Source organism: Cedecea sp. NFIX57, from assembly GCF_900177785.1.
GTDB classification, from domain to species: domain Bacteria; phylum Pseudomonadota; class Gammaproteobacteria; order Enterobacterales; family Enterobacteriaceae; genus Cedecea; species Cedecea neteri_C.
In genome coordinates this window covers 68,311-94,507 of the sequence record NZ_FXAS01000010.1, presented here as the reverse complement: position 1 = coordinate 94,507, position 26,197 = coordinate 68,311, and the positions used below count along the sequence as shown (strand labels likewise).

Genomic DNA, 26,197 nt, shown 5'->3' with positions numbered 1-26,197 from the left:
GGAGACCGTAAATGGCTGATACTAAAGCAAACCTCACCCTTAATGGTGACGATGCTCTCGAACTTGATGTGCTAAAGGGCACGCTAGGTCAGGATGTAATTGATATCCGTAGTCTTGGTTCTAAAGGTGTATTTACTTTTGACCCAGGTTTCACCTCTACCGCATCCTGCGAATCTAAAATCACTTATATCGACGGTGACGAAGGCATTCTTTTGCACCGCGGTTTCCCGATTGACCAACTGGCCACCGAATCCAGCTACCTGGAAGTGTGCTACATCCTGCTGAACGGTGAAAAACCGACTCAGGAACAGTTCGACGAATTCAAAACCACCGTTACCCGCCACACCATGATTCACGAGCAGATCACCCGTCTGTTCCACGGCTTCCGTCGCGATTCGCATCCGATGGCCGTGCTGTGCGGCGTAACCGGTGCGCTGGCGGCGTTCTACCACGACTCCCTTGACGTAAATAACCCACGTCACCGTGAAATCGCGGCATTCCGCCTGCTCTCAAAAATGCCAACCGTAGCGGCAATGTGTTACAAGTATTCGATTGGCCAGCCGTTTGTTTACCCACGCAACGACCTCTCCTACTCGGCTAACTTCCTGAACATGATGTTCTCCACGCCGTGCGAAGAATACAAAGTTAACCCAATTCTGGAACGCGCAATGGATCGTATTTTGATCCTGCACGCTGACCATGAGCAAAACGCATCGACATCAACCGTGCGTACCGCAGGCTCTTCCGGCGCTAACCCATTTGCGTGTATCGCGGCGGGGATCGCTTCCCTGTGGGGACCGGCTCACGGCGGCGCGAACGAAGCTGCACTGAAGATGCTGGAAGAAATCAGTACTGTGGAGCACATTCCAGAATTTATCCGTCGTGCCAAAGACAAGAACGACTCGTTCCGCCTGATGGGCTTCGGCCACCGCGTGTACAAAAACTACGACCCGCGTGCCACCGTGATGCGTGAAACCTGTCACGAAGTGCTGAAAGAGCTGAACCTGAAGGATAACAACCTGCTGGAAGTGGCGATGGAGCTGGAACACATCGCGTTGAACGACCCGTACTTCATCGAGAAGAAACTCTACCCGAACGTAGACTTCTACTCCGGCATCATCCTGAAGGCGATGGGCATTCCTTCCTCCATGTTTACCGTTATCTTCGCGATGGCGCGTACCGTGGGCTGGATTGCACACTGGAACGAAATGCACGACGACGGCATCAAAATTGCCCGTCCACGTCAGCTGTACACTGGCTACGACAAACGTGATTTCAAATCCGACCTCAAAAAGTAATCTTTTCGCTTTCTGAGTAAAAAACGCGCCCTGTGGCGCGTTTTTTTATTTCTGACAGCGAGGGCACCAGTAAAAAGGCCTTGAAGAGAGATTGATTCTTTCAATAATCCCACCACACCGTTCGCACGGTTCACCCGCCCGGTGAAACACCCTAAAACTGAACACAGCCCCGTGATGTTTGTTCTCGTCTCCCTGGCCTCGCGTCCGATAAGAAAGCCGCGGAATCGCCAGTAAAGCAGTCGCTAACCGCTCAACCTGAGCTTCGCTTAAATCCTCCGCGTGGTGCTGCGGCGCAAGCTCCGCCTCCCAAAGGATTTCCACGCGCAGATAATTCCCCAGACCAGCAAGAAAAGCTTGATCGAGCAGTAACCCACTGAACTGCCGACGACGAAACTTCGGCGACAGCAAACGTGCTTTTACCTGGTCCACAGTCAGTGTCTCGTCCAATACATCCAGCCCAACGCGCTGCAAGAAAGGCTGTTGCTCAAGCTGCCCTTGATCGAGGATTTCGATGTCCGAGGCGCTGTACAGTAAAATGGCTTTTTTAGCTGTTTGCAGCCTGACACGCAGCACGCGGTTCGTTTCTGCTACTTTACCTGCGTCAGCCACTCGCCATACGCCGTAGAGCTGGTTATGGCTATACAACGTTAAACCGTTGGAAAAATGCGTCAGCATCGCTTTCCCCCGGGTCTCGATACGATCGATGGTTTTCCCCACCAGCATCGCCTCAAACGGCTTTAGCTCTTCAAAAGCAAACCAGGCTTCGGTTAACGGTTCCCCGCCCACGGCAGCTTCCAACTTATCCGCCGCACGGCGAATCTCCGGTCCTTCCGGCATACTAAACTCCCTGAAACGTTACGCTTCCTGTGCCAGTTGCCAGGCGATTTGCTCGAGATAAATCGCCTGTTCACGGCGCGCTTTTAGCGCCTCCGCCAGCGTACACGGCACAAAATGAATGGGTTCCCCCAGTCTGACTTGAGCCAGGTGATAAAGGTCGGCCTCAATCACGCAGGCAATGCGAGGATAGCCGCCGGTTGTCTGGGCATCGTTCATGAGCACAATCGGCTGGCCGTTATGCGGCACCTGAATCACGCCCGGCAGCAGGCCATGGGACAGCATTTCACGCTGGGTCGTCCGCGCCAGTTCCGGTCCCTGAAGCCGATAGCCCATCCGATTACTCTGCGGACTAATTTGCCAGGCCAGACGCCAGAAACACTCCTGCGACGCCTGGCTGAACTCCTGATACTCCGGCCCGGTCACGGCACGAATACGATTTCCCCAAAGCAGTTGCTTAACGCCGCGAGGATGCTGAAATTTACGCTGAGGTTTACGCAGAGATAAACGGTCACCATCCCGCAGCAAACGGCCATGATGGCCGCCGATGCCGGCTTTAAGATCGGTGCTGTATGACCCCATCACTTCTGGAACATCCAGGCCACCGTCGACGGCAAGGTAGCTGCGCATACCGTGCGCAGGTTTTTTCAGCGTCAACCTTTGACCTTTTTTGACCGGTAATCGCCAGCCCGTCCAAACGGCGTTGCCATCCAGTTCCGCATGGCAGCCAGCTCCGGTAAGCGCAAACCAACCGCTACGCCCGAATTCAATCACGCACTGCCCTAGCGTGATTTCCAGTGCGGGGGCGTCAGGCGCATTCCCGACCAGTAAATTGGCGACTGAGAGAGCGGGTGTATCGAGCGCGCCGCAGCGGCTCACGCCCAAATGGCGATGCCCTTCACGGCCCGTATCCTGCACGCTGGTTTGTATCCCGGCGCGAATAATATTCAGCATATGCCCCCCTGTTGCGGGACGAAACGCACAGAGTCACCCGGCAACAATAAAGTGGGTGATGAGCCGTTGGGGTTGAACAAATGGAGTGAAGTGCGGCCGATGATTTGCCAGCCTCCCGGCGTCACCAGCGGATAAATACCGGTTTGACTGCCGCCAATGCCTACAGAGCCGGCAGCAACCTGCAGTCGAGGCTCTGCACGGCGCGGCGTGGCAAGGACATCAGGCATCCCCCCCAGATAAGCAAACCCCGGCTGGAAACCAAGGAAGTAGACGATGTACTCCGCGCCGGAATGCAGGGCGACGACCTGCTCAGGCGTTAAGTTATTGTGCCGAGCTACGGCATCAAGATCGGGCCCCACCTCACCGCCGTAAACTACCGGAATCTCTATCTGACGAGGCGTGGGGACGACAGCCTCGCTTTCTTCCCACCAGCGCTGGAGCCATTCAATGCCATCCAGCGCTAACCGCTGGGGATCTTTCAGCACCACGGTGATGTTATTCATGCCAGGAATGGCCTCGCTCACCTCGTCAGAGGCATTCAGGCGCTGCAACAGCCCCCAAATGCGCTGCTGGCTGGTAAGTCTGACGGGCGGCTCCAGTTCAAGAACCACCGCTTTTTCACCCAATAAATAACAGCGAGCTCGTTGCACAGGCCCTCCGGTATCAGGCTGGATTAGGGATGTCGATAAAGATAACGTCGAGATCGGTTTCGCTGTTTAGCCAGTCGCTAAGCGCCTGGATCCCGCCCCGCTCGGTGGCATGGTGACCCGCTGCATAGAAATGCAGCCCCTGCTCGCGGGCGGAGTGAATCGTCTGTTCGGAAACCTCGCCGGTAATAAACGCATCCACACCAAAGCGTGCCGCGCTATCGATAAAGCCTTGCCCACCGCCGGTACACCACGCCACTCGGCGAATCTGATCCGGGCCGGTGTCTCCACACCACAGCGGCGTGCGGCCTAAGCGCATTTCAATCCAGGAAGCCAGCTCCACGCCGGAAAGCGGCGTCGGGAACTCGCCCCACGGCACCAGCGGCTCAACTTCCCCTTTCGTTTCAATCCCCAGCAGCGCGCCAAGCTGGGCGTTATTCCCCAACCGTGGATGGGCATCAAGCGGTAAATGCCAGCCGTAAAGGTTAATGTCGTTCGTCAGTAGCGTTTTCAGGCGGTTGCGCTTCATGCCGCGGATCACCGGCGATTCGTTTTTCCAGAAATAACCGTGGTGGACGATCACCGCGTCGGCCTGCTGGCGCACGGCCTCGTCCAGCAGCGCCTGGCTGGCGGTAACGCCGGTGACAATCTTGCGGATCTCTTCCCGGCCTTCAACCTGCAGGCCATTCGGGGCGTAATCGCTGATTGCCGCGCTGTTCAGCTTGTCATTAATCAGGCGTTCCAGTTCACTGTTTTTCATCATTATTCTCTTCGGTTATTTTCTTGCTGCTTCATAAGCGGCAAGCGTATTCAGTCGGGCCTGCTTATGGTCAACAATCGGGCGCGGGTAGTCCAGCGTTTGCTTTTGTTTATCGGCCCAGGCCCACGGCGAATGAATCTGTTTCCCAGGCACAGTTTTCAGTTCAGGTAGCCAGTGGCGAATAAAATCCCCTTCAGCATCAAAGCGTTCGCCCTGAGTTGTCGGGTTAAAAATGCGAAAATAAGGCGCGGCGTCGGTGCCCGTAGAGGCCGCCCACTGCCAGCCACCGTTGTTCGCCGCCAGATCGCCATCAATCAGTTGAGACATAAAATAGCGCTCGCCCTGGCGCCAGTCGATCAGTAAATCCTTCACCAGGAAGCTCGCCACGACCATGCGTAAACGGTTATGCATCCAGCCCGTTTGGTTCAGTTGCCGCATCGCCGCATCGACAATCGGGTAACCCGTTTTACCCTGCTGCCAGGCTTCAAGCCACGCCTCATTCCCGCTCCAGCGAACTTTATCAGTCCAGGCGATAAACGGCCGGTGACGGCAAAGCTTCGGGTACGCAACCATCAGATGGCGGTAAAATTCACGCCAGATGAGTTCGTTGAGCCAGGTCGCTCCGGCCTCGCCCTCCAGCGCTTTAGGGTGTTCTTTTAGCAGGCGATGCAGGCACTGGCGCGGAGACAAAACGCCGGTGGCCAGATAAGGCGACAGCCGGCTGGTACCTTCTATCGCCGGGAAATCACGTTGTTCCGGGTAATCGGCCGCGGGCTGCAGGCAAAACTTACGTAGCATGCCGATAGCCTCCGGCTCACCCACCGGGAAGAGTTCACGGTCAAACGCCTCACGGGGCATATCAAACGCAAAGCGTTCTTTGAAGTCACACTCTCCACGTGCTTTTGGCGCAGGCACGCATTCAGGCAACCCCTCCTGCAAACGCCGAATAAACGCCTTGCTGAACGGGGTAAAGACTTTATACATCTCGTGGTTACCGGTAGTGACGCTGCCCGGCGCAAGCAGCAGGCTGTCATCAAATCCCTGCACGGTAACGTCCACGTCCAGGGCTTTTTCCAGCGCGGCGTCACGGGCATGCTCGTTGACTTCATACTGGTAGTTGTAAAAAAGCGCGTCGACCTTTTGTTCAGCGCAAAACGCTTTTATACAGTCTACCGATGCGGCGAAATCCGCAGCCTGTTGGATATGAAGTTCAATCCCACGCCCGGCCAGGGCATGGCCCAATGCCCGTAAATGCTCAAAGATGAACTCGGCCTGTTTTGGTGCCATGACGTGCTGCCGCCACTGTTCGGGCGTCACGACAAAAACTCCGATGACTTTTGCATCGGGATTACGGCAGGCGGCGTGTAAGGCGTAGTTATCGTGAATGCGTAGATCGTTGCGGAACCAGACCAGATGGGTGGGCATAACTCTCCCTGGATTAATTGCCTGACCGTCTCCAGTACGCTTAGATGACGGTTCAACATTGCGAAATTATTCCGGGCAGAAGAATGCCAATGCCAGACTAAGCGACATCTCTGACTGCCCGCGTCTAAGTTGTTAACTAAGTGTAGCAAGACGCAGGCAACAAAAAAGCTACCCGGAGGTAGCTTTCGTCAAATCGATTCAGCTTTTAGTAAAAATCGAAGGCACCAGCTTCGGATTGCGCCATCCATACCGGCTTGTCGCTGGTTTTGGACCACACGCGGTGCAGGTAGCTGTAAAAACGCGCACGATCTTTCCAGAACAGCATCACAGGCAGCGCCAACACACCGGCAGCGACGGCTAAGGTGCGACGCAGGATGACCTGATGCGCAGGGTATTCTTTGTATAAAGACATAGGCTTCTCCTCATAATGTGTGACCGACACCGCATGTCGGAAAATCGAAACTTGTTATCTGGTCAAAATACTATCTCATTGTTTGAAAGTTTACTACTCCTCCGACCAGATAAATGCGCTTTTTTGTGCGCTATTTATCTTTTCACCTGTAATTAAGTTACAAAATGGTTAAATAAATACTAACCATTAGTTAACTAATGGCTTTTGCCATTTTTATACTTTTTTTACACCCCGCCCCCGGACTTTTACGACATCTTTTCACCCGAAATCCTATTCTGCCGCGAAATGCTTAACGCACCGTTGGAGGTGGATTGTGAGTGCAGGCGTCATAACCGGCATCGTGCTGGTCTTCTTGCTGTTGGGTTACCTGGTTTATGCCCTGATTAAAGCGGAGGCGTTTTAATGGCTGCGTCCGGATTTTTACTGATCGCCAGCTTCCTGCTGGTGCTCTTTGCCCTTGCGAAACCGCTGGGCGCCGTGCTGGCACGACTGATTGACGGCGAACCGCTGCCGATTGTGGGCCGCATTGAGCCGTTTTTGTGGTCCCTGATGGGCAGCAAAGGTGAAGAAATGGGCTGGAAACGCTATCTGATGGCGATTCTGGCATTTAACGTTTTCGGGCTGATCCTGCTGTTCGCGATGCTGCTGTTCCAGGACAGCTTGCCGCTTAACCCGCAGCATCTGCCGGGCCTCTCCTGGCACCTGGCGCTGAACACTGCCGTCAGTTTTGTCTCCAACACCAACTGGCAGTCTTACGGCGGCGAAACCACGCTGAGCTACTTCAGCCAGATGGTGGGTCTGACGGTACAAAACTTCGTTTCCGCCGCAACCGGCATTGCCGTGGTGTTTGCGCTGATTCGTGGTTTTTCTCGCCATTCCACCAGCACGCTGGGCAACGCATGGGTCGATTTAACCCGCATCACGCTGTACATCCTGCTGCCGATCTCGCTGGTGATGGCGCTGTTCTTTATCAGCCAGGGCTCGCTGCAGAACTTCTCTGCTTACCAGCCTTACACCACTATCGAAGGCGTTCAGCACCTGTTGCCGATGGGGCCAGTGGCTTCTCAGGAAGCGATAAAAATGCTGGGTACCAACGGCGGTGGCTTCTTCAACGCTAACTCCTCTCACCCGTTTGAGAACCCAACTGCGCTGACCAACTTCGTGCAGATGGTTTCCATCTTCCTAATCCCGGCCGCGCTCTGCTTCGCCTTTGGTGAAGCCGTGGGCGACCGCCGTCAGGGACGCGCGCTGCTTTGGGCAATGACCATCATCTTCGTGGTCTGCGTGGTGGTGGTAATGTGGGCCGAGCTGCAGGGCAACCCGCACTTTATCCAGTTGGGTGCGAACAGCAGCATCAACATGGAAGGTAAAGAGAGCCGCTTCGGCATTCTGAACAGCAGCCTGTTTGCGGTCATTACTACCGCCGCATCCTGCGGGGCAGTCAACGCCATGCATGACTCCTTTACGGCGCTGGGCGGCATGGTGCCAATGTGGTTGATGCAGATTGGCGAAGTGGTCTTCGGCGGCGTAGGCGCTGGCCTGTACGGCATGCTGTTGTTCGTGCTGCTGGCCGTATTTATCGCCGGGCTGATGATTGGGCGTACCCCGGAATACCTGGGTAAGAAAATCGACGTGCCGGAAATGAAGATGACCTCTCTGGCCATTCTTATCACCCCAGCCCTAGTGCTACTCGGCACCGCGCTGGCGATGATGACGGAAGCTGGCCGCAGCGGCATGGCAAACCCTGGGATTCACGGCTTCAGCGAAGTGCTGTATGCGGTTTCTTCCGCCGCGAACAATAACGGCAGCGCCTTCGCAGGGCTGAGCACCAACACGCCGTTCTGGAACATGCTGCTGGCCGTGTGCATGTGGATTGGGCGCTTCGGGGTGATTATCCCGGTAATGGCGATTGCCGGTTCCCTCGCTGCGAAAAAATCCCAGGCCGTCAGCATCGGTACGCTGCCAACGCACGGCCCGCTGTTTATCGGTTTACTGATTGGGACAGTGCTGCTGGTTGGCGCCCTGACCTTTATCCCCGCCCTCGCTTTAGGCCCGGTTGCGGAACACCTTTCTCTGGTTAATTTCTGATTACGAGGCTTCCATGAGTCGCAAGCAACAGGCGCTGTTTGAACCTGGTCTGATCCGTCAGGCGCTAATTGATTCTTTTAAAAAGCTCGCCCCGCAAGTGCAGTGGCGTAACCCGGTGATGTTCATCGTCTGGGTGGGGAGCATCATCACTACCCTGCTTGGGATAGCGATGTTCACTGGCCTGCAGCAGGGGGATGCCCTCTTCACACTAGCCATCAGCCTGTGGCTGTGGTTTACCGTGCTGTTCGCCAACTTTGCTGAAGCGCTGGCAGAAGGTCGCAGTAAGGCCCAAGCGAACAGCCTGAAAGGGGTGAAAAAAACCAGTTGGGCACGCAAACTGCGCAGCCCGCAGCATGATGCTCAGGTGGACCACGTTCCGGCCGCCGATCTGCGTAAAGGCGACGTCGTGCTGGTGGAAGCCGGGGACATCATCCCTTGCGATGGCGAAGTCCTTGAAGGTGGCGCATCAGTAGATGAAAGCGCTATCACCGGGGAATCCGCCCCGGTTATCCGTGAATCCGGCGGCGACTTTGCCTCGGTGACCGGCGGGACGCGCATTCTGTCTGACTGGCTGGTCATCCAGTGCAGCGTTAACCCAGGGGAAACCTTCCTCGACCGCATGATTGCCATGGTGGAAAGCGCCCAGCGTCGTAAAACGCCGAACGAAATCGCCCTGACTATCCTGCTGGTAGCGCTGACAATTGTCCTGCTGCTGGCGACCGCAACCCTGTGGCCGTTCTCTGCCTACGGCGGCCAGGCGGCTAGCGTCACCGTGCTGGTAGCCCTGCTCGTCTGCCTGATTCCAACCACTATCGGCGGCCTGCTTTCCGCCATCGGCGTGGCCGGGATGAGCCGTATGCTGGGTGCGAACGTGATCGCCACCAGCGGCCGTGCGGTAGAAGCCGCCGGGGATATCGACGTCCTGCTGCTGGATAAAACCGGCACCATCACGCTCGGTAACCGCCAGGCCTCAGCCTTCCTCCCTGCCCCTGGCGTGGATGAAAAAGAGCTGGCCGATGCTGCACAACTGGCCTCACTGGCGGATGAAACGCCAGAAGGCCGCAGCATCGTGGTGCTGGCAAAACAGCGCTTTAACCTGCGCGAACGCGACGTACAGAACCTGCAGGCAACGTTTGTGCCGTTTACCGCGCAAACCCGTATGAGCGGCATCAACATTCAGGATCGCATGATCCGTAAAGGTTCCGTGGATGCCATTCGCCGCCACGTAGAAGTGAACAACGGCCACTTCCCGGCTCAGGTCGACACGCTTGTTGAAGGCGTGGCCCGCCAGGGCGGTACGCCGCTGGTGGTTGCCGAAGGCGCTAATGTTCTGGGCGTGATTGCGCTGAAAGATATCGTGAAAGGCGGCATTAAAGAGCGCTTTGCACAGCTGCGCCAGATGGGCATCAAAACGGTAATGATCACCGGGGATAACCGTCTGACCGCCGCGGCGATCGCCGCCGAAGCCGGGGTGGATGACTTCCTTTCCGAAGCCACGCCGGAAGCCAAACTGGCGCTGATTCGCCAGTATCAGGCCGAAGGGCGTCTGGTGGCGATGACCGGCGACGGTACCAACGACGCTCCTGCCCTGGCACAGGCCGACGTAGCGGTAGCCATGAACTCCGGGACTCAGGCAGCGAAAGAAGCCGGGAACATGGTTGACCTGGACTCTAACCCGACCAAGCTGATTGAAGTGGTTCACATCGGGAAGCAAATGCTGATGACTCGCGGGTCACTGACCACCTTCAGTATTGCTAACGACGTGGCGAAATACTTCGCCATTATCCCGGCGGCGTTTGCGGTGACTTACCCGCAGCTCAACGCGCTGAACGTGATGCACCTGCACTCCCCTGCTTCGGCCATTTTGAGCGCGGTGATCTTCAATGCGCTGATCATCATCTGCCTCATCCCGCTGGCGCTAAAAGGCATTAGCTACAAGCCGCTGAGCGCTGCCGCGATGCTGCGCCGCAACCTGTGGATCTATGGCCTGGGCGGTATCGTCGTGCCGTTTATTGGTATCAAAGTGATTGACGTGATCCTGACCGTGCTCGGTCTGGTCTAAGAGGAAAAGAACATGGCTACGTTACGCCCCGCTTTATTACTGCTGATTATCCTGACGCTGATTACCGGAGGGGTTTACCCCCTCCTCGCCACGCTGCTGGGGCAATGGTGGTTCCCGGCTCAGGCCAACGGCTCATTGATCGTTGAAGACGGCAAGGTTCGCGGTTCAGAACTGATTGGTCAGGACTTCACTAACGCAAAATATTTCCAGGGCCGCCCTTCTGCCACCTCGGATAGCCCCTATAATCCAATGGCATCCGGCGGCAGCAACCTTGCGGCCAGCAACCCGGAGCTGGACAAAGAGGTTAAGGCTCGCATTAGCGCGCTGCGTGCGGCTAACCCGGAGGCTAATCCAGCGGTACCCGTTGACTTAGTCACCACCTCCGCCAGCGGCCTGGACGGGCAGCTTTCTCCTGAAGCGACCGCGTGGCAAATCCCACGGGTGGCTAAAGCCAGAAACCTGCCGGTGGAGCAAATCGCTCGCCTGGTGGCGGAAAACACCACCACGCCGCTGGTGAATTTTATCGGCATGCCGGTAGTGAATATCGTTAAGCTGAACCTGGCGCTGGACCATCTCCAGGCGAAGTAAAAAGGACGCGTTATGACCGAGGAGCCGCTGCGCCCCAACCCCGATAAGCTGCTGGAGAAAGTCAATCGCCAGCCGCGTGGGAAACTGAAAATCTTCTTCGGCGCCTGTGCAGGCGTCGGGAAAACCTACGCGATGCTTCAGGAGGCGCAGCGCCTGCGGGCGCAGGGCCTCGATGTGCTGGTGGGCGTGGTGGAAACCCACGGCCGCAAGGAAACCGCCGAACTGTTGAAGGGGCTGACGATTCAGCCCCCTCGTCGTATTCATCACCGGGGGCGTCTGGTTCAGGAATTTGACCTGGACGCCGCTCTGGCCCGCAGCCCTGCGCTGATCCTGATGGACGAACTGGCGCACACCAACGCGCCGGGGTCGCGCCATCCGAAACGCTGGCAGGACGTAGAAGAGCTGCTCGAAGCCGGGATCGACGTTCTAACCTCCGTTAACGTTCAACACCTGGAAAGCCTGAATGACGTGGTAGGCGGGGTGACCGGAATTCAGGTACGCGAAACCGTCCCCGATCCTATTTTCGACGCTGCCGACGAAGTTGTGCTGGTTGACTTACCGCCGGACGATCTCCGCCAGCGCCTGCACGAAGGCAAAGTTTATATCTCCGGCCAGGCCGAACGCGCCATCGAGCACTTCTTCCGCAAAGGCAACCTGATAGCGCTGCGCGAGCTGGCCTTGCGACGCACAGCCGACCGAGTTGACGATCAGATGCGTGCCTGGCGGGACAATCAGGGCCAGGAGAAAGTCTGGCACACGCGGGACGCCATTCTGCTATGCATCGGCCACAGCAACGGCAATGAAAAACTGGTTCGCACAGCCGCTCGCCTTGCCGCCAAGCTCGGCAGCATCTGGCACGCCGTCTACGTCGAAACGCCGCAGCTTCACCGCCTGCCGGAACATCAGCGCCGGACTATTTTAAGCGCTCTGCGTCTCGCCCAAGAGCTTGGAGCCGAAACTGCCACACTTGCCGACCCTAATGAAGAAAAAGCGGTGCTGCGCTACGCCCGCGAACACAATCTCGGCAAAATCATTATTGGCCGTCACACCACGCGGCGCTGGTGGCACCGTACTTCTTTCGCCGACCGGTTAGCCAAACGTGCCCCGGATCTCGACCTGCTGATTGTTGCACTGGATGAAAAACCGCTCCCCTCCCCGGCCAGAGCACCGGATACCAGAACGCTAAGCGAGAAATGGCGCATTCAACTGCGCGGCTGCGCCGTGGCGGTGGTGCTCTGTGCGTTTATTACCTTTATCGCCAACCAGTGGCTGGTGGCCTTTGATGCCGCCAACCTGGTGATGATCTACCTGCTTGGCGTGGTCATGGTCGCGCTGTTTTATGGCCGCTGGCCGTCCGTCCTCGCGACGGTCATCAACGTGATTAGCTTCGACCTGTTCTTTATTGCGCCGCGGGGCACGCTCGCCGTGTCGGATGTTCAGTATCTACTGACCTTCGGCGTGATGCTCACCGTAGGGCTGGTGATCGGTAATCTGACCGCCGGAGTTCGTTATCAGGCGCGCATCGCCCGCTACCGGGAACAGCGCACTCGTCATCTGTATGAGATGTCCAAAGCGTTGGCCGATGACCGCACGCCGCAGGACGTTGCCGCCACCAGCGTGCAGTTTATTAATAACACCTTCCAGGCCCGTAGCCTGCTGCTGCTCCCGGACGATCACGGGAAACTCAGCCGTATCGCGGCCGAAGGGGAACCCGCTCAGTGGGACGAAGCAATTGCCCGCTGGAGCTTTGATAAAGGCCAGCCCGCCGGTGCCGGAACAGATACGCTGCCGGGCGTGCCTTACCGCATCCTGCCGCTCAGTACCACGGAAAGAACCCTGGGCCTGCTGGTCGTTGAGCCGGAGAACCTGCGCCAGCTGATGATCCCTGAACAGCAGCGCCTGCTGGAAACCTTTACCCTGCTGGTGGCCACTGCGCTCGACAGGCTGCTGCTCACCGCCAGCGAAGAACAGGCCCGGCTTTCCAGCGAGCGAGAGCAAATCCGAAACTCGCTGCTGGCCGCGCTTTCGCACGACCTGCGCACGCCGCTGACCGTGCTGTTCGGCCAGGCGGAAATCCTCACGCTGGATCTCGCCAGCGAAGGGTCAAAACATGCCCCGCAGGCCAACGAAATTCGTCAGCACGTGCTGAACACCACCCGGCTGGTGAATAATCTGCTGGATATGGCCCGTATTCAGTCCGGTGGTTTTAACCTTCGCAAAGAGTGGCTGACGCTGGAGGAAGTCGTCGGCAGCGCGCTGAAGATGCTTGAACCGGGTCTCGGCGGCCGCCATATCGCCCTTAATTTGCCTGACCCGCTGATGCTGATTGAAGTCGACGGCCCACTGTTCGAACGCGTGCTGATCAACCTGCTGGAGAATGCGGTGAAATATGCCGGTTATAAAGCCAACATCGGTATAAAATCGACCTCGACGGCAGACAAGCTTGACCTGGAAGTTTGGGACAGCGGCCCTGGCGTTCCGGCTGGTAAAGAGCTGCTGATTTTTGATAAATTTGCCCGTGGTAACAAAGAGTCAGCGATTCCTGGCGTTGGGCTGGGGCTGGCTATCTGCCGGGCGATTGTTGAAGTTCACGGCGGCACAATTTATGCGCTTAACCGCCCGGAAGGCGGTGCCAGCTTCCACGTTGTGCTACCTTTATCGCCTCCCCCCGAACTCCCTGAAATGATTGAGGTGCTGTGACAACGGTTCTGATAATTGAGGATGAAAAAGAGATCCGCCGCTTTCTGCGCACCGCGCTGGAAGATGAATCGTTACGCGTGTTTGATGCCGAAACCCTGCAGCGTGGCCTGATTGAAGCCGCTACACGCAAGCCGGATCTGGTGATTCTGGATCTCGGCCTGCCGGACGGCGACGGCATCGATTTTATTCGTGACTTCCGCCAGTGGAGCCAGACGCCGGTCATCGTCCTGTCGGCCCGGAGTGACGAGCAGGCGAAGATTGCCGCCCTGGATGCTGGCGCAGATGATTTTCTCAGCAAGCCGTTTGGCATCGGTGAACTGCAGGCCAGGCTTCGCGTCGCCCTGCGCCGCCACGCCAGCACCGTTCAGCCCGATCCGGTTTATCAGTTTTCGGAAATTCGGGTCGACCTCGCTTCGCGTCGCATTACCCGCGGCGAAGAGGAAATTCACCTCACCCCGATTGAGTTTCGCCTGCTGGCCACCCTGCTGAATAACCACGGCAAAGTCCTGACCCAGCGCCAGTTGCTTAACCAGGTTTGGGGCCCGAATGCCGTGGAGCACAGCCACTATCTGCGGATTTATATGGGCCACCTGCGCCAGAAGCTGGAAAGCGATCCTGCCCGTCCTCGCCACCTGCTCACCGAAACCGGGATCGGCTACCGTTTTATGCTCTGAAAGAGTAACCTCTTGTCGGTTCAAGAGGAGTCTTTTATGAGCGCATGGTTAGTCTACGCCCTGTTGTCTGCCGCTACGGCAGCGCTGGTCGCTATTTTTGGTAAGGTTGGTTTGCAGCATCTGGATGCCAATACCGCCACGGCCGTTCGCGCCGTGGTCATGGCGTTATTTTTAGTTGGGGTGGTCGTCGTTCAGGGAAAACTGAATCTTGTAAGTACGGTGTTTGCCGATAAAAAAGCGCTGCTGTTTATTTTATTAAGCGGCGTGGCCGGGGCGCTGTCCTGGCTGTTCTATTTTATGGCGATCAAAAGCGGCGAAGTGTCGAAGGTCGCCCCTATCGATAAGCTGAGCGTGGTGTTCGCGGTGATTCTGGCGGTGATTCTGTTTGGTGAGAAAGTGTCGCTGATTGCCGGGATAGGCGTGGCGCTTATCACCTGCGGCGCACTGATGGTGGCTTTGGGTTAAAAGAGAAAGGCTCCCGAAGGAGCCTTTTTACCTATTACTTCGCGCTTTTCAGCACTTCGCTGACAATCTCTACCGCTTCTTTCTCAATCTGCTCGCGGTGCTCTGCGCCCAGGAAGCTTTCACAGTAAATTTTGTAGGCGTCTTCTGTGCCGGACGGACGAGCGGCAAACCAGCCGTTCTTCGTCATCACCTTCAGGCCGCCAATAGAAGCGCCGTTGCCCGGTGCTGCCGTCAGACGCGCGGTGATCGGGTCACCTGCCAGTGTGTCTGCGCTCACCATTTCAGGCGAGAGCTTGGACAGCGCGGCTTTCTGTGCGGAAGTGGCTGGGGCCTGAATACGGTTGTAGCTCGGTGCGCCAAAGCGCGCGGCTAACTCGTCGTAATGCTGCTGCGGGTTTTTGCCCGTAACGGCGGTGATTTCTGCCGCCAGCAGGCACATGATGATACCGTCTTTGTCGGTCGACCACGGAGTGCCGTTGAAGCGCAGGAACGATGCCCCGGCGCTCTCCTCACCACCGAAGCCGAAGCTGCCGTCGAACAGACCGTCAACAAACCACTTAAAGCCCACCGGGACTTCCACCAGCTTGCGGCCCAAATCTTCCACCACGCGGTCAATCATCGCGGAGGAAACCAGGGTTTTACCCACGGCCACATCTTTGCCCCACTGCGGGCGGTGCTGGAACAGATAGTTGATAGCCACGGCCAGGTAATGGTTCGGATTCATCAGGCCAGCCGGCGTGACGATGCCATGGCGGTCGTAATCCGGGTCGTTGGCAAACGCCAGATCGAATTTGTCGCGCAGCGCCAGCAGGCCCGCCATCGCGCATTCGGAGGAGCAGTCCATACGGATTGCGCCGTCTTTATCCAGGTGCATAAAGCGGAAGGTCTGGTCGACCTGATCGTTCACGATGGTCAGATCAAGGTTGTAGTGCTTCGCAATACGGTGCCAGTATTCAATCCCGGAACCGCCGAGGGGATCAACGCCCAGCTTCAGGCCCGCTTTTTGAATAGCGGCCATATCGACGATATCCACCAGCCCTTCGATGAACGGCTGAACCAGATCCTGCGCCTGAACGTGACCGCTTTCCCAGGCTTTATCCAGTGAGATACGCTTCACGCCTTTCAGGCCGTCGGCCAGCAGCGCGTTAGCGCGATCTTCAACAACTTTGGTAACGTTGGTATCAGCCGGGCCACCGTTTGGCGGGTTGTACTTGATGCCGCCGTCGTCCGGTGGGTTGTGGGATGGCGTGATCACAATCCCGTCCGCCTGAGCGCCGCCCTTTTGGTTATGCACCAGGATGGCATTAGAAATCGCAGGCGTCGGCGTGTAGCCATTATCCTGCTGCACAATGACATCCACGCCGTTGGCGGCCAGCACTTCCAGCACGGAGATAAACGCAGGTTCGGACAGCGCATGGGTATCTTTGCCCACATAGCACGGACCGGTGATCCCATTCTTCGCGCGTTCTTCAGCGATAGCTTGCGCAATCGCCAGAATATGAGGTTCGTTAAAGCTATGACGTGCGGCACTACCACGGTGGCCGGAGGTCCCGAATTTCACCGCGTGTTCGCTGTTCCCCACCACTGGCTTAAGCACGTAATACTGCGCCGTAAGCTGGGCTACGTTAATCAAGTCGCTCTGTTGTGCAGGTTGGCCCGCACGATCGTGGTTAGCCATTGGCTCTTCCTTACTGACGCCAGGTTTTTAAATAGTGCCGCAAACCTTTTCAATCAGCTCCGCAGGGAACTGCATTGACTGCATGATGTGTTCGATCATGCTGCATTTACGACCAGTATTCGTATTGGTAATCACCCAGTATGGGGTGCCCGGAACATGTTTCGGCTTGGTTTGATTGCCGTTTGCCAGCAACGTTTGCTCATCGCCAGCAAAATAGACGCGGGTGCGGCCGTGCAGTGATTCAGTGGCTTCGCCGAAGGTTTTTGCATCCAGCTGATACAGCGTGGACAGCACCATCATAAAGCGGTTTACGGCTTTATTCTGGGCAGCATACTCGTCGGAAAGCAGCAGCTCACGAACGGCACGCACGCGGTTACGAGCGGTATTCGCAGGTTTTTCTTCAACAACGGGAGCCGCAGCGCGCTCAGGCGCGGCTGGCGTAGAAGTGGCTGCTGGTGTTTGCCCGGCGGTAAATTTAAGCATACGCCGTAAAATGTCTGACGCGCTCTCGCCGATGTGTTTAGTCTGGCTGGCAATATAGCGGTAAAGCTCGTCATCAACTTCGATTGTTTTCATCTTAATCCAGTGCGATATCTTTTCTGAATACAAGTCGTTGGGATTATAGGGTCAAATCCCAACAGCGAACAGGAGAGGCAGCTCAAAGTCAGAGTAAACTGAATATTTGCCGCACGCCCGCGGGAATGCCAACATGATACCCTAACCAAACGAACCAAAATAAAGAACTTTGCCATGAAATTAAATGCTCGCCTGCAAACTGCGCAACAATCGAATAGCAATTCCCCTATTGTACTGATCCACGGCCTGTTCGGCAGCCTGGATAACCTCGGCGTTCTGGCTCGGGATCTGGGTAAAGATCACGCGGTGCTGCAGATCGATCTGCGCAATCATGGACTGTCACCGCGCAGCGATGACATGAGCTATGCCGCAATGGCCGGGGACGTTCTGGATACCCTGGACGAATACGGCATCGAAAAAGCCACGTTTATTGGTCATTCCATGGGCGGCAAAGTGGTGATGGCCCTTACCGCAATCGCACCTCAGCGTATTGATAAGCTAGTGATGATCGATATTGCGCCGGTTAACTATCAGGTTCGCCGTCATGACGAAATTTTCGCGGCTATTCGCGCGGTCAGCGAAGCGTGCGTAAAAACTCGCCAGCAGGCGGCGCAAATCATGCGCGACCACGTTACTGAGGAAGGCGTTATTCAGTTTCTGCTGAAATCCTTTGCTGACGGCGAGTGGAAGTTCAACGTGCCCGTGCTTTGGCAGCAATATGAAAATATCGTTGGCTGGCAGCCTGTCCCGGCCTGGCCACATCCAGCGTTGTTTATCCGCGGCGGGAATTCTCCGTATGTTGATGAAAGCCACCGCGAGGCGCTGTTAAGTCAGTTCCCACAGGCCCGCGCTCACGTCATCGCTGGAGCAGGTCATTGGGTTCATGCGGAAAAACCGGACGCCGTTTTGCGGGCGATTCACCGATTTATCGACGCTGAGTAGAAAAACTGATTAAAAACAGACCGACCGGGCAGCAGAAGTCGCTAACGCGTTGGCGGGAATGGCGCGCTGATGTATGATGGCGCGCTTAATTGCACCGGCACCCTGCCCCTGCAGCCAGAATTTCCTGTCAGTATTCTAATCATGGCAAAAGAACAAACGGACCGTACTACATTAGATCTGTTCGCGGACGAGCGTCGCCCCGGGCGGCCGAAAACCAATCCGCTCTCGCGTGATGAGCAATTGCGTATCAATAAGCGCAATCAGCTGAAGCGCGATAAAGTGCGTGGTTTGAAGCGGGTTGAGCTAAAACTGAACAATGATGCGGTCGATGCCCTCAACCAGCTGGCTGACGCCCGCAACATCAGCCGCAGCGAACTGATCGAAGAGATGCTGCTCGAGCAGCTTAAAAATCTCGGGTAACGCCTTCAGCCGCCCTGCGGGTTATCTGAAATCTCAAAAGGGTGAGCTAAACCATGTTGCAGACTGTGCACCCGGGTGTGATAGCTGTTTCCGCTGCCGGAGCTGTTCTGCTATGATTGCCCTATACGTGGGCATTTGACGGCCAGCATACTATTAAGTTTCAAGAGGTTATTTTACTCATGGCAATCGTAGGCATTTTTTTCGGCAGCGACACTGGTAACACCGAAAATATCGCGAAAATGATTCAAAAACAGCTCGGTAAAGACGTTGCTGAGGTGCATGACATTGCTAAAAGCAGCAAAGAAGATCTCGAAGGTTTCGACATTCTGTTGCTCGGCATCCCGACCTGGTACTACGGTGAAGCCCAGTGCGACTGGGATGATTTCTTCCCTACTCTTGAAGAAGTCGATTTCAACGGCAAACTGGTGGCGCTGTTCGGCTGCGGCGACCAGGAAGATTACGCAGAATACTTCTGTGATGCACTGGGCACCATCCGCGACATTATCGAACCGCGCGGCGCGGCGATTGTGGGCCACTGGCCAACCGCCGGTTACCACTTTGAAGCCTCCAAGGGCCTGGCGGATGACGACAACTTTGTCGGCCTGGCCATTGACGAAGACCGTCAGCCAGAACTGACCGCAGAACGCGTTGAGAAGTGGGTTAAGCAAGTTTCTGAAGAACTGAATCTGGCCGATATCATTAACGCCTGATTTCTCTGGCGCAAATACAGCATTTGCGCCATTTTGATAGCTTGTAGCAATGAAAATAATTGCTACAAGTTTGTAACTTTCTCGTACATCCCTGTACAATGTCTTCCTGACAGCTTGGCTGATAATTACTGTAAATGGCGACGCCGCCACGATTTTTCAGCCTTATTTTGCACCATACTTGCGGTTCCCATTTAGAAGTAGCAGTTCTATAATGAGACGCATTACTCTTAACGCTCACTGCAGTTTGAGCGAATCGTTAAGCAACAGGACAATTTCCGCATGACTGACAACAATACCGCATTAAAGAAGGCCGGCTTGAAAGTCACGCTTCCGCGATTAAAAATCCTCGAAGTGCTGCAAGAGCCGGTAAATCATCACGTCAGCGCGGAAGACTTATATAAACGTCTGATCGACATGGGCGAAGAAATTGGCCTGGCGACGGTCTACCGCGTACTGAACCAGTTTGATGATGCCGGGATCGTGACCCGCCACAACTTTGAAGGCGGCAAGTCCGTTTTCGAGCTGACCCAGCAGCATCACCACGATCACCTGATCTGCCTCGACTGCGGAAAAGTCATCGAGTTCAGCGACGATTCTATCGAATCTCGCCAGCGTGAAATTGCCGCGCGCCACGGTATTCGCCTGACTAACCACAGTTTGTATCTGTACGGACACTGTGCCGAAGGCGACTGCCGTGAAGACGACACGGCCCACGATCCGAAATAAGTAATCCGCATTAACAAACGCTGCTTCGGTGGCGTTTAAAAGCAAAAACCGGCAGGTTTCCCTTGCCGGTTTTTTTATTGACTGAAAGGATTATCAGCTGTTATTGGCGCGAATCTCCTGCCAAATCTTATCGCAGCGCACCTTCGCGGCTTCATCATTGCCGCTCTTTCTTGCCTGGATGCATTTCTGATAATCCAACACGTTCACAGTCTCTTTTTCAACAAACGCTTTATGCTGTTTTTCCTGACGCAGTACGTTCAGCACGCTCTGGCAGGCTTCAATTTTATCCGGATTGCCCTCCGCCGTGTTGATACAGGCGCTATAGGCCTGCTTCAGGCGTGAATCTTCCGGAGGTGCCGGAGGCTGAACGCAGGCAGACAGCGTGAAAACAGCCGCAGTGACCAGTAGAATCTTTTTCATGTGCGGTTCCTTATAAAAAACGGGCGCTTACGCGCCCGGTTTCACATCAGAAGATGGTGAACGGAGCAATCACGATGAACTTCACGTCACGCTCATCCTGGAACATGTTGCCGTAACCACCGCCCCAGCTTGGGATGTCGGAGTGGTTGTCGTACTGTGTGAAGTGCAGTTTGAACAGCGTGCCTTTCGCACGGCCTTCCTGCACGGTATACATTGCATCGAGGCTGTAAGAAGACTCTTTGATCTTGTTGGAAGCGAGATCCTGGCGGTTACCGGAAGCATCAAGCGCCCAGGTGGATGGTTTTGCATCCCATGCATAAACGTAAGAAGCACCGACTGCCCAACCCGGCAGATTCCAGTTGCTCAGGTCATACATTGCGCCGAAGAACACGGCTTTTTCACCGTTGGCGTTGAAGTCAGAGCGGTTATCCCACCACACATCCAGACGACCGTTGGAAGAAGCGTAGGTTGGCGTCATACGCTGCAGGAAGTAACCCTGCTGCCCTTCTGCCTTCACCATGGTCCCTTCGAGACGAAGGTCAACCTGGCCAATTTTATAACCAAAGGTCAACGCCTGGAGCCATGCGGTGCCATCGTAGATATCGTTGATAGTGTTGTTCGCGGCTTTATCACGGGTGCCGTAGAACTGGTAGCTGGTGCTCAGCGGGCTACCTGCAACGTCAAATTTGTAGCTGGCTTTAGCGAAGTACTGATCAACAAAGCCCTGCGCCTGGCCAAATGCGGCTTCGAGAATCAGGTCGTTTTTGAAGTCATACTTCGCGCCGATGGAGTGCAGGTAATCAACTTTGGTTTTTTTGTCGTTCTGGTAGAACTTGTCGGTTTCAAGGTGCCACGGCGCCTTGTACTCGTTGGTCCACATATAGGAGAAGCTCAGCGCACCGGCATCACCGTAGTCAAATGCGGCCCCTGCTTCAGCACCCTGATAAGTACCAGGCATGAAGCTCCAGTGTGGTGCTAGCAGCGTTTGGCCGGTTGGCTGAATGTAACCTGCACGTGCCCATACCGGGCCGTATTTGAATTTAGCAGCCGCTTTATAAAGGCTAATGCCGCCTTTATCACCGGAGTAGTCTTCGTCGTAGGTTTTATTTTTAGAGGAGAATGCGATTTCGTTCGGGTGGCCACTGGCGCTGTCTTCGGCCATTTCAATGGCGGTGAAGGCGGCAATATCGAAACCAAACATATCGGCCGCATAGCCGGACTGGAAGTCGAGGTTGGCGTTCCAGGTTGAGTGCGACAGGTTAGTTTTGTACTTACCGTCGGACACATCTTTACGGTCACGCTCACGCTGCCAGTAATAGATGCCGCCGGTCAGCGTGGAGTCATCAACAAAACCCGCAGCACTAACCTGCGGAGCCACTACAAAGCCAGAAAGAGCGGTAACGCTTGCAATAGCAAGAGCAAGCGCACTACGTTTGCCACTAAACGTACGCATAGTTAAATTCCTCTTTGACGTAAAAATCATCGTCTGACGTGAAAAGCGCCATTGACGAAAAAAGTAAAATTGCCTGACGGCTAAAAGCGGTTTTTGCTTAACACACCCGCATTACTGCTGCTCATAGACTATTTTTCGCGACGCGAATTATCAATGACTTTGTATCAGAGATTTCCTGGAGTATGACAGAGAGCACATAATCTATGTGCATTTGTAACAAAATTGCGCAGCAGATGATTAACCCTGATTACGATTTATTTTAAGAATAAAATCTCTTTGAGAGCGCTTTCATTATAAGCATCAGGAGATTACGGGGAAGAGATGACATTGTGTAAGGAGATTCCCCCAAAAATGGAAATGAGAATTAATTCGCACCGCGAATGTGCGTAAAAGGTTAACAAAAGGTAAGCAGAAAGAAAAAACGCCGCATTGCGCGGCGCTTTCATCAGGCTGTTAGTGGCAATTACTCACCGATTTTAGCCCAGGTATCACGCAGGCCAACGGTGCGGTTAAACACCAGTTTTTCTGCGGTCGCATAGCGGCTGTCGAGGCAGAAGTAACCTTCACGCTCGAACTGATATGCCTTACTTTTTTCCGCGTTCTGCAGGCTAGGCTCAACGAAGCCCTGACGAATAACCAGGGAATCCGCGTTAATGGTAGACAGGAAGTCTTCCGCAGCCCCTGGATTCGCGACGCTAAACAAGCGATCGTACAGGCGAATCTCCACCGGCAGCGCGTGTGCTGCGCTGACCCAGTGAATCACACCCTTAACCTTGCGGCCGTCAGCCGGATCCTTGCTCAGGGTTTCCGGATCATAGGTGCAATACAGTTCGGTGATATTACCTTCAGCGTCTTTTTCTACACGCTCGGCTTTGATCACATAGGCATTACGCAAGCGAACTTCTTTACCCATCACCAGACGCTTGTATTGCTTGTTTGCCTCTTCACGGAAGTCAGCGCGATCGATATAGATCTCACGACTGAACGGCACTTCACGGCTACCCATTTCAGGTTTATTTGGGTGATTCGGCATGGTGACCGTCTCTTCATCACCTTCAGGGTAGTTAGTGATAATAACTTTTACCGGATCCAGTACGGCCATGGCACGCGGTGCATTCTCGTTGAGATCGTCACGGATACAGGATTCCAGAGAAGCCATTTCAACGGTGTTGTCCTGCTTGGTTACGCCAATGCGCTTACAGAACTCGCGAATGGAGGCTGCGGTATAGCCGCGGCGACGCAGGCCGGAGATGGTCGGCATACGCGGGTCGTCCCAGCCTTCCACAATCTTCTCGGTCACCAGCAAGTTCAACTTACGCTTGGACATGATGGCGTATTCGAGATTCAGGCGAGAAAACTCGTACTGACGCGGGTGTGCAGGAATGGTGATGTTATCCAGCACCCAATCATACAGGCGGCGGTTGTCCTGGAACTCCAGGGTACACAGCGAGTGCGTAATGCCTTCCAGCGCATCGGAAATACAGTGGGTGAAGTCGTACATCGGGTAGATGCACCACTTGTTGCCGGTCTGGTGGTGATCGGCAAATTTAATGCGGTACAGCACCGGGTCGCGCATAACGATGAACGGCGAGGCCATATCGATTTTGGCACGCAGGCAGGCGGTACCTTCGGCGAACTCACCGTTGCGCATTTTCTCGAACAGCGCGAGGTTTTCCTCAACGCTACGATCGCGGAACGGGCTGTTTTTCCCGGGCGCAGTCAGCGAGCCACGGTATTCACGAATTTGTTCCGGGCTCAGCTCATCAACATACGCCAGCCCTTTATTAATCAGCTCAACGGCATAATTAAACAGCTGGTCAAAATAGTCAGACGAATAACGCACATTGCCAGACCAGTGGAAGCCCAGCCATTCAACGTCGTGCTTGATGGACTCGACGTATTCGATGTCTTCTTTTACCGGGTTTGTGTCGTCGAAGCGCAGGTTGCACTGCCCCTGATAATCCTGAGCAATGCCAAAGTTCAGGCAAATAGACTTGGCGTGGCCAATGTGCAGATAGCCATTTGGCTCAGGCGGAAAACGGGTGCAAATACTGGTGTGCTTACCGTTCGCCAGGTCTTCATCAATAATCTGACGAATAAAGTTAGTTGGGCGGGCTTCAGCCTCACTCATCGCGGGTTCCTCAAAGCGTGTACCTTAGTTAACGGCGTATGATCTAATAAGCGGCCTCGGGAAACAACCTTTAGTTGCATAAATTAGGGTTATCCATGCTGGCTAGCGGCAGGTAATAAAAAAGCGGCTGACGATATACGCCAGCCGCTTAAGGCACAAATGCTTACTCAGGAGCGATTACTTGCCTTTAATCTCATACAGTGGTGTTTGACCTGCAACCACCTGACCTTTCGCCTGGATAACCAGACCGCTGAAGTCGTCGATGTTGCTGCAAACTACCGGGCTAATCATGGAGCGAGCGTTGGCGTTCAGGAAATCGAGATCCATTTCCAGAATCGGCTGGCCGGCAACCACTTCGGCTCCTTCTTCCACCAGACGCGTGAAGCCTTTACCACCCAGAGCAACGGTATCGATGCCCATGTGAACCACAATCTCTGCGCCTTTTTCTGTCTCAAGGCAGAACGCGTGGTTGGTGTTGAAGATTTTCACGATAGTCCCGGCGGCAGGAGAAACGACAGTTTTCTCCGTCGGCTTAACCGCTATGCCATCACCTACAGCTTTGCTGGCGAAAGCTTCGTCAGGCACCTGGTCCAGCTCAACAACATCGCCGGTTACCGGAGAAACCAGAGCGGCAATAGTTGTGCTGGCCGCGTTTGGAACAGCCTGTGGTTTAGCCGCAGGAGCAGGTGCTGCACCCGCAACAGGTGCGGCGGCTTCGACAGTGCCTGCGGTTTTCATTGCATTAGCAATTTTTTCTGCAGCAAAGCCAACGATGATTTGCACGCTGGTTTTGTTCAGGCGAATAACGCCCGTCGCACCCAGACGCTTAGCCAGCGCTTCGTTCACAACGGAAGAGTCTTTAACGCTCAGACGCAGACGAGTGATACACGCATCAATGCCGGTCAGGTTTGCAGAGCCGCCTACCGCAGAGATGTACTGACGAGCGAGACCAGAAACGTCCTGATTCGCGTCACCGCTCACGTTCACGTCCTGACCGTCAGCCTCGTCACCGGCTACAGCCAGTTCACGGCCCGGCGTCAGCAGGTTGAATTTGGTGATAGTGAAACGGAACACCACGTAGTAGAGAACGAAGAACACCAGACCCTGAGGGATCAGCATCCACCAGTGGGTTGCCAGCGGGTTACGGGAAGAAAGCACCATATCCACCAGGCCCGCAGAGAAGCCAAAGCCCGCAATCCAGTGCATGCTTGCCGCGATAAATACGGAGATACCGGTCAGCACTGCGTGAATCACGTACAGTACCGGCGCAACGAACATGAAGGAGAACTCCAGCGGTTCGGTGATCCCGGTGAAGAACGCAGCGAAAGCAGCGGCCATCATGATACCGGCAACTTTTGCTTTGTTTTCAGGACGTGCACAGTGATAGATTGCCAGCGCTGCACCTGGCAGACCGAACATCATTATCGGGAAGAAGCCCGCCTGGTAACGACCGGTGATACCGACAACCGCTTTACCTGCTTCGATGGACTGAGCGCCACCCAGGAAGTTAGGAATGTCGTTAATACCCGCAACGTCAAACCAGAACACGGAGTTCAGGGCGTGGTGCAGACCAACCGGGATCAGCAAACGGTTGAAGAAGGCGTAGATACCGGCGCCTGCAGAACCCAGTTTCTGAATGTGTTCACCGAAGTTCACCAGACCGTCGAAGATCATCGGCCAGACGTACATCATAATGAAAGCAACGGCAATCATCACGAAGGAGGTCAGGATTGGCACCAGACGACGGCCGCTGAAGAAGGAGAGCGCTTTCGGCAGCTCAACACCGCTGAAGCGGTTATAGAGTTCTGCAGAAATAATACCGACCAGAATACCGACGAACTGGTTACTGATTTTACCAAACGCCGCCGGAACCTGATCCGCCGGAATTTTCTGGATCATGGCAACCGCTGCCGGTGAGCAGAGGGTGGTCAGAACCAGGAAGCCGACAAAGCCGGTCAGTGCAGCTGCACCGTCTTTGTCTTTGGACATGCCGTAAGCGACGCCGATGGCGAACAACACGGACATGTTATCGATAATGGCGGAACCGGATTTAATGAAGAGCGCGGCTAACGCGTTGTCTCCACCCCAGCTAACTGGGTCAATCCAGTAACCAACCCCCATTAATATTGCTGCTGCTGGCAGTGTAGCCACCGGCACCATAAGTGCCCGGCCCACGCGCTGTAGATAACCTAGAATACTCACTTTATTCCCCCTATGAGACCCCGTTAAGGCTC

The 26,197-nt window shown here is 55.2% G+C and carries 24 protein-coding genes; 12 read left to right on the top strand and 12 right to left on the bottom strand.

Features of this window, described 5'->3' with window-relative positions; genetic code table 11:
* Window positions 1-11 precede the first annotated feature (11 nt).
* Window positions 12-1,298 carry a citrate synthase gene (locus B9Y90_RS10705; protein WP_008456139.1) on the top strand — a complete coding sequence of 429 codons (1,287 nt, stop codon included), beginning with the start codon at window positions 12-14 and terminating at the stop codon, window positions 1,296-1,298.
* A 45-nt stretch (window positions 1,299-1,343) separates the two neighbouring features.
* Here B9Y90_RS10705 and nei read toward each other — a convergent pair whose 3' ends face one another.
* From nei to B9Y90_RS10675, 6 genes are all read right to left on the bottom strand, one after another.
* On the bottom strand, window positions 1,344-2,135 hold the full coding sequence (nei, locus tag B9Y90_RS10700) for an endonuclease VIII (RefSeq protein WP_085541215.1): 792 nt from the start codon (window positions 2,133-2,135) through the stop codon (window positions 1,344-1,346).
* 18 nt (window positions 2,136-2,153) lie between these two features.
* On the bottom strand, window positions 2,154-3,086 hold the full coding sequence (pxpC, locus tag B9Y90_RS10695; protein ID WP_039291218.1) for a 5-oxoprolinase subunit PxpC: 933 nt from the start codon (window positions 3,084-3,086) through the stop codon (window positions 2,154-2,156).
* On the bottom strand, window positions 3,080-3,736 hold the full coding sequence (pxpB, locus tag B9Y90_RS10690) for a 5-oxoprolinase subunit PxpB (RefSeq protein ID WP_085541214.1): 657 nt from the start codon (window positions 3,734-3,736) through the stop codon (window positions 3,080-3,082). The genes pxpC and pxpB overlap by 7 nt, the downstream gene beginning before the upstream one ends.
* A gap of 13 nt (window positions 3,737-3,749) precedes the next feature.
* Complete coding sequence (locus B9Y90_RS10685) at window positions 3,750-4,493, bottom strand: type 2 GTP cyclohydrolase I (protein WP_085541258.1); 744 nt, start codon at window positions 4,491-4,493, stop codon at window positions 3,750-3,752.
* A 15-nt stretch (window positions 4,494-4,508) separates the two neighbouring features.
* On the bottom strand, window positions 4,509-5,918 hold the full coding sequence (phrB, locus tag B9Y90_RS10680) for a deoxyribodipyrimidine photo-lyase (protein WP_085541213.1): 1,410 nt from the start codon (window positions 5,916-5,918) through the stop codon (window positions 4,509-4,511).
* 205 nt (window positions 5,919-6,123) lie between these two features.
* Window positions 6,124-6,330, bottom strand: a complete 207-nt coding sequence (locus tag B9Y90_RS10675; RefSeq protein ID WP_039291213.1) for a YbfA family protein — start codon at window positions 6,328-6,330, stop codon at window positions 6,124-6,126.
* Between the two features lie 313 nt (window positions 6,331-6,643).
* Here B9Y90_RS10675 and kdpF point away from each other — a divergent pair, with 313 nt between their 5' ends.
* The 7 genes from kdpF to B9Y90_RS10640 are packed head-to-tail and all read left to right on the top strand — an operon-like array spanning window position 6,644 to window position 14,907.
* Window positions 6,644-6,733 carry a K(+)-transporting ATPase subunit F gene (gene kdpF / locus B9Y90_RS10670; RefSeq protein ID WP_008456132.1) on the top strand — a complete coding sequence of 30 codons (90 nt, stop codon included), beginning with the start codon at window positions 6,644-6,646 and terminating at the stop codon, window positions 6,731-6,733.
* The gene (gene kdpA / locus B9Y90_RS10665) at window positions 6,733-8,418 is read left to right on the top strand and encodes a potassium-transporting ATPase subunit KdpA (RefSeq protein ID WP_085541212.1); all 1,686 of its coding nucleotides are present in this window, start codon (window positions 6,733-6,735) and stop codon (window positions 8,416-8,418) included. The genes kdpF and kdpA overlap by 1 nt, the downstream gene beginning before the upstream one ends.
* 13 nt (window positions 8,419-8,431) lie before the next feature.
* On the top strand, window positions 8,432-10,480 hold the full coding sequence (gene kdpB, locus B9Y90_RS10660) for a potassium-transporting ATPase subunit KdpB (protein WP_039291210.1): 2,049 nt from the start codon (window positions 8,432-8,434) through the stop codon (window positions 10,478-10,480).
* A gap of 12 nt (window positions 10,481-10,492) precedes the next feature.
* Window positions 10,493-11,068 (top strand): potassium-transporting ATPase subunit KdpC, encoded by a 576-nt coding sequence (kdpC, locus tag B9Y90_RS10655; protein WP_039301145.1) that lies wholly within the window; start codon window positions 10,493-10,495, stop codon window positions 11,066-11,068.
* 12 nt (window positions 11,069-11,080) lie between these two features.
* The gene (gene kdpD / locus B9Y90_RS10650) at window positions 11,081-13,768 is read left to right on the top strand and encodes a two-component system sensor histidine kinase KdpD (RefSeq protein ID WP_085541211.1); all 2,688 of its coding nucleotides are present in this window, start codon (window positions 11,081-11,083) and stop codon (window positions 13,766-13,768) included.
* Window positions 13,765-14,442, top strand: coding sequence for a two-component system response regulator KdpE (gene kdpE / locus B9Y90_RS10645; protein ID WP_008456119.1), 678 nt, complete (start codon window positions 13,765-13,767; stop codon window positions 14,440-14,442). The genes kdpD and kdpE overlap by 4 nt, the downstream gene beginning before the upstream one ends.
* Before the next feature lie 36 nt (window positions 14,443-14,478).
* Window positions 14,479-14,907 (top strand): EamA family transporter, encoded by a 429-nt coding sequence (locus B9Y90_RS10640; protein WP_039291206.1) that lies wholly within the window; start codon window positions 14,479-14,481, stop codon window positions 14,905-14,907.
* Between the two features lie 34 nt (window positions 14,908-14,941).
* Here B9Y90_RS10640 and pgm read toward each other — a convergent pair whose 3' ends face one another.
* Together pgm and seqA are read right to left on the bottom strand one after the other, a co-directional pair.
* On the bottom strand, window positions 14,942-16,585 hold the full coding sequence (gene pgm, locus B9Y90_RS10635; protein ID WP_039291204.1) for a phosphoglucomutase (alpha-D-glucose-1,6-bisphosphate-dependent): 1,644 nt from the start codon (window positions 16,583-16,585) through the stop codon (window positions 14,942-14,944).
* Window positions 16,586-16,612: 27 nt separating this feature from the next.
* The gene (gene seqA, locus B9Y90_RS10630; RefSeq protein ID WP_039291202.1) at window positions 16,613-17,161 is read right to left on the bottom strand and encodes a replication initiation negative regulator SeqA; all 549 of its coding nucleotides are present in this window, start codon (window positions 17,159-17,161) and stop codon (window positions 16,613-16,615) included.
* A gap of 174 nt (window positions 17,162-17,335) precedes the next feature.
* Here seqA and ybfF point away from each other — a divergent pair, with 174 nt between their 5' ends.
* The 4 genes from ybfF (at window position 17,336) to fur (ending at window position 19,959) form a co-directional block, all read left to right on the top strand.
* Window positions 17,336-18,103, top strand: a complete 768-nt coding sequence (gene ybfF / locus B9Y90_RS10625) for an esterase (protein ID WP_085541210.1) — start codon at window positions 17,336-17,338, stop codon at window positions 18,101-18,103.
* A gap of 141 nt (window positions 18,104-18,244) precedes the next feature.
* On the top strand, window positions 18,245-18,523 hold the full coding sequence (gene ybfE / locus B9Y90_RS10620) for a LexA regulated protein (RefSeq protein ID WP_039296598.1): 279 nt from the start codon (window positions 18,245-18,247) through the stop codon (window positions 18,521-18,523).
* Window positions 18,524-18,702: 179 nt separating this feature from the next.
* The gene (fldA, locus tag B9Y90_RS10615) at window positions 18,703-19,233 is read left to right on the top strand and encodes a flavodoxin FldA (protein ID WP_039291198.1); all 531 of its coding nucleotides are present in this window, start codon (window positions 18,703-18,705) and stop codon (window positions 19,231-19,233) included.
* A gap of 279 nt (window positions 19,234-19,512) precedes the next feature.
* Window positions 19,513-19,959 (top strand): ferric iron uptake transcriptional regulator, encoded by a 447-nt coding sequence (gene fur / locus B9Y90_RS10610; protein WP_039291196.1) that lies wholly within the window; start codon window positions 19,513-19,515, stop codon window positions 19,957-19,959.
* A 93-nt stretch (window positions 19,960-20,052) separates the two neighbouring features.
* Here the strand turns inward: fur and chiQ are convergent, their stop codons facing one another.
* The 4 genes from chiQ to nagE form a co-directional block, all read right to left on the bottom strand.
* The gene (gene chiQ, locus B9Y90_RS10605) at window positions 20,053-20,379 is read right to left on the bottom strand and encodes a ChiQ/YbfN family lipoprotein (RefSeq protein ID WP_085541209.1); all 327 of its coding nucleotides are present in this window, start codon (window positions 20,377-20,379) and stop codon (window positions 20,053-20,055) included.
* 46 nt (window positions 20,380-20,425) lie between these two features.
* Complete coding sequence (chiP, locus tag B9Y90_RS10600) at window positions 20,426-21,832, bottom strand: chitoporin ChiP (protein ID WP_039291192.1); 1,407 nt, start codon at window positions 21,830-21,832, stop codon at window positions 20,426-20,428.
* A gap of 463 nt (window positions 21,833-22,295) precedes the next feature.
* Window positions 22,296-23,963, bottom strand: a complete 1,668-nt coding sequence (gene glnS, locus B9Y90_RS10595) for a glutamine--tRNA ligase (protein WP_039291189.1) — start codon at window positions 23,961-23,963, stop codon at window positions 22,296-22,298.
* Between the two features lie 177 nt (window positions 23,964-24,140).
* A complete protein-coding gene (nagE, locus tag B9Y90_RS10590) occupies window positions 24,141-26,165 on the bottom strand; it encodes an N-acetylglucosamine-specific PTS transporter subunit IIBC (RefSeq protein WP_085541208.1) in 2,025 nt (674 codons plus the stop codon).
* Between the last annotated feature and the right edge of the window lie 32 nt (window positions 26,166-26,197).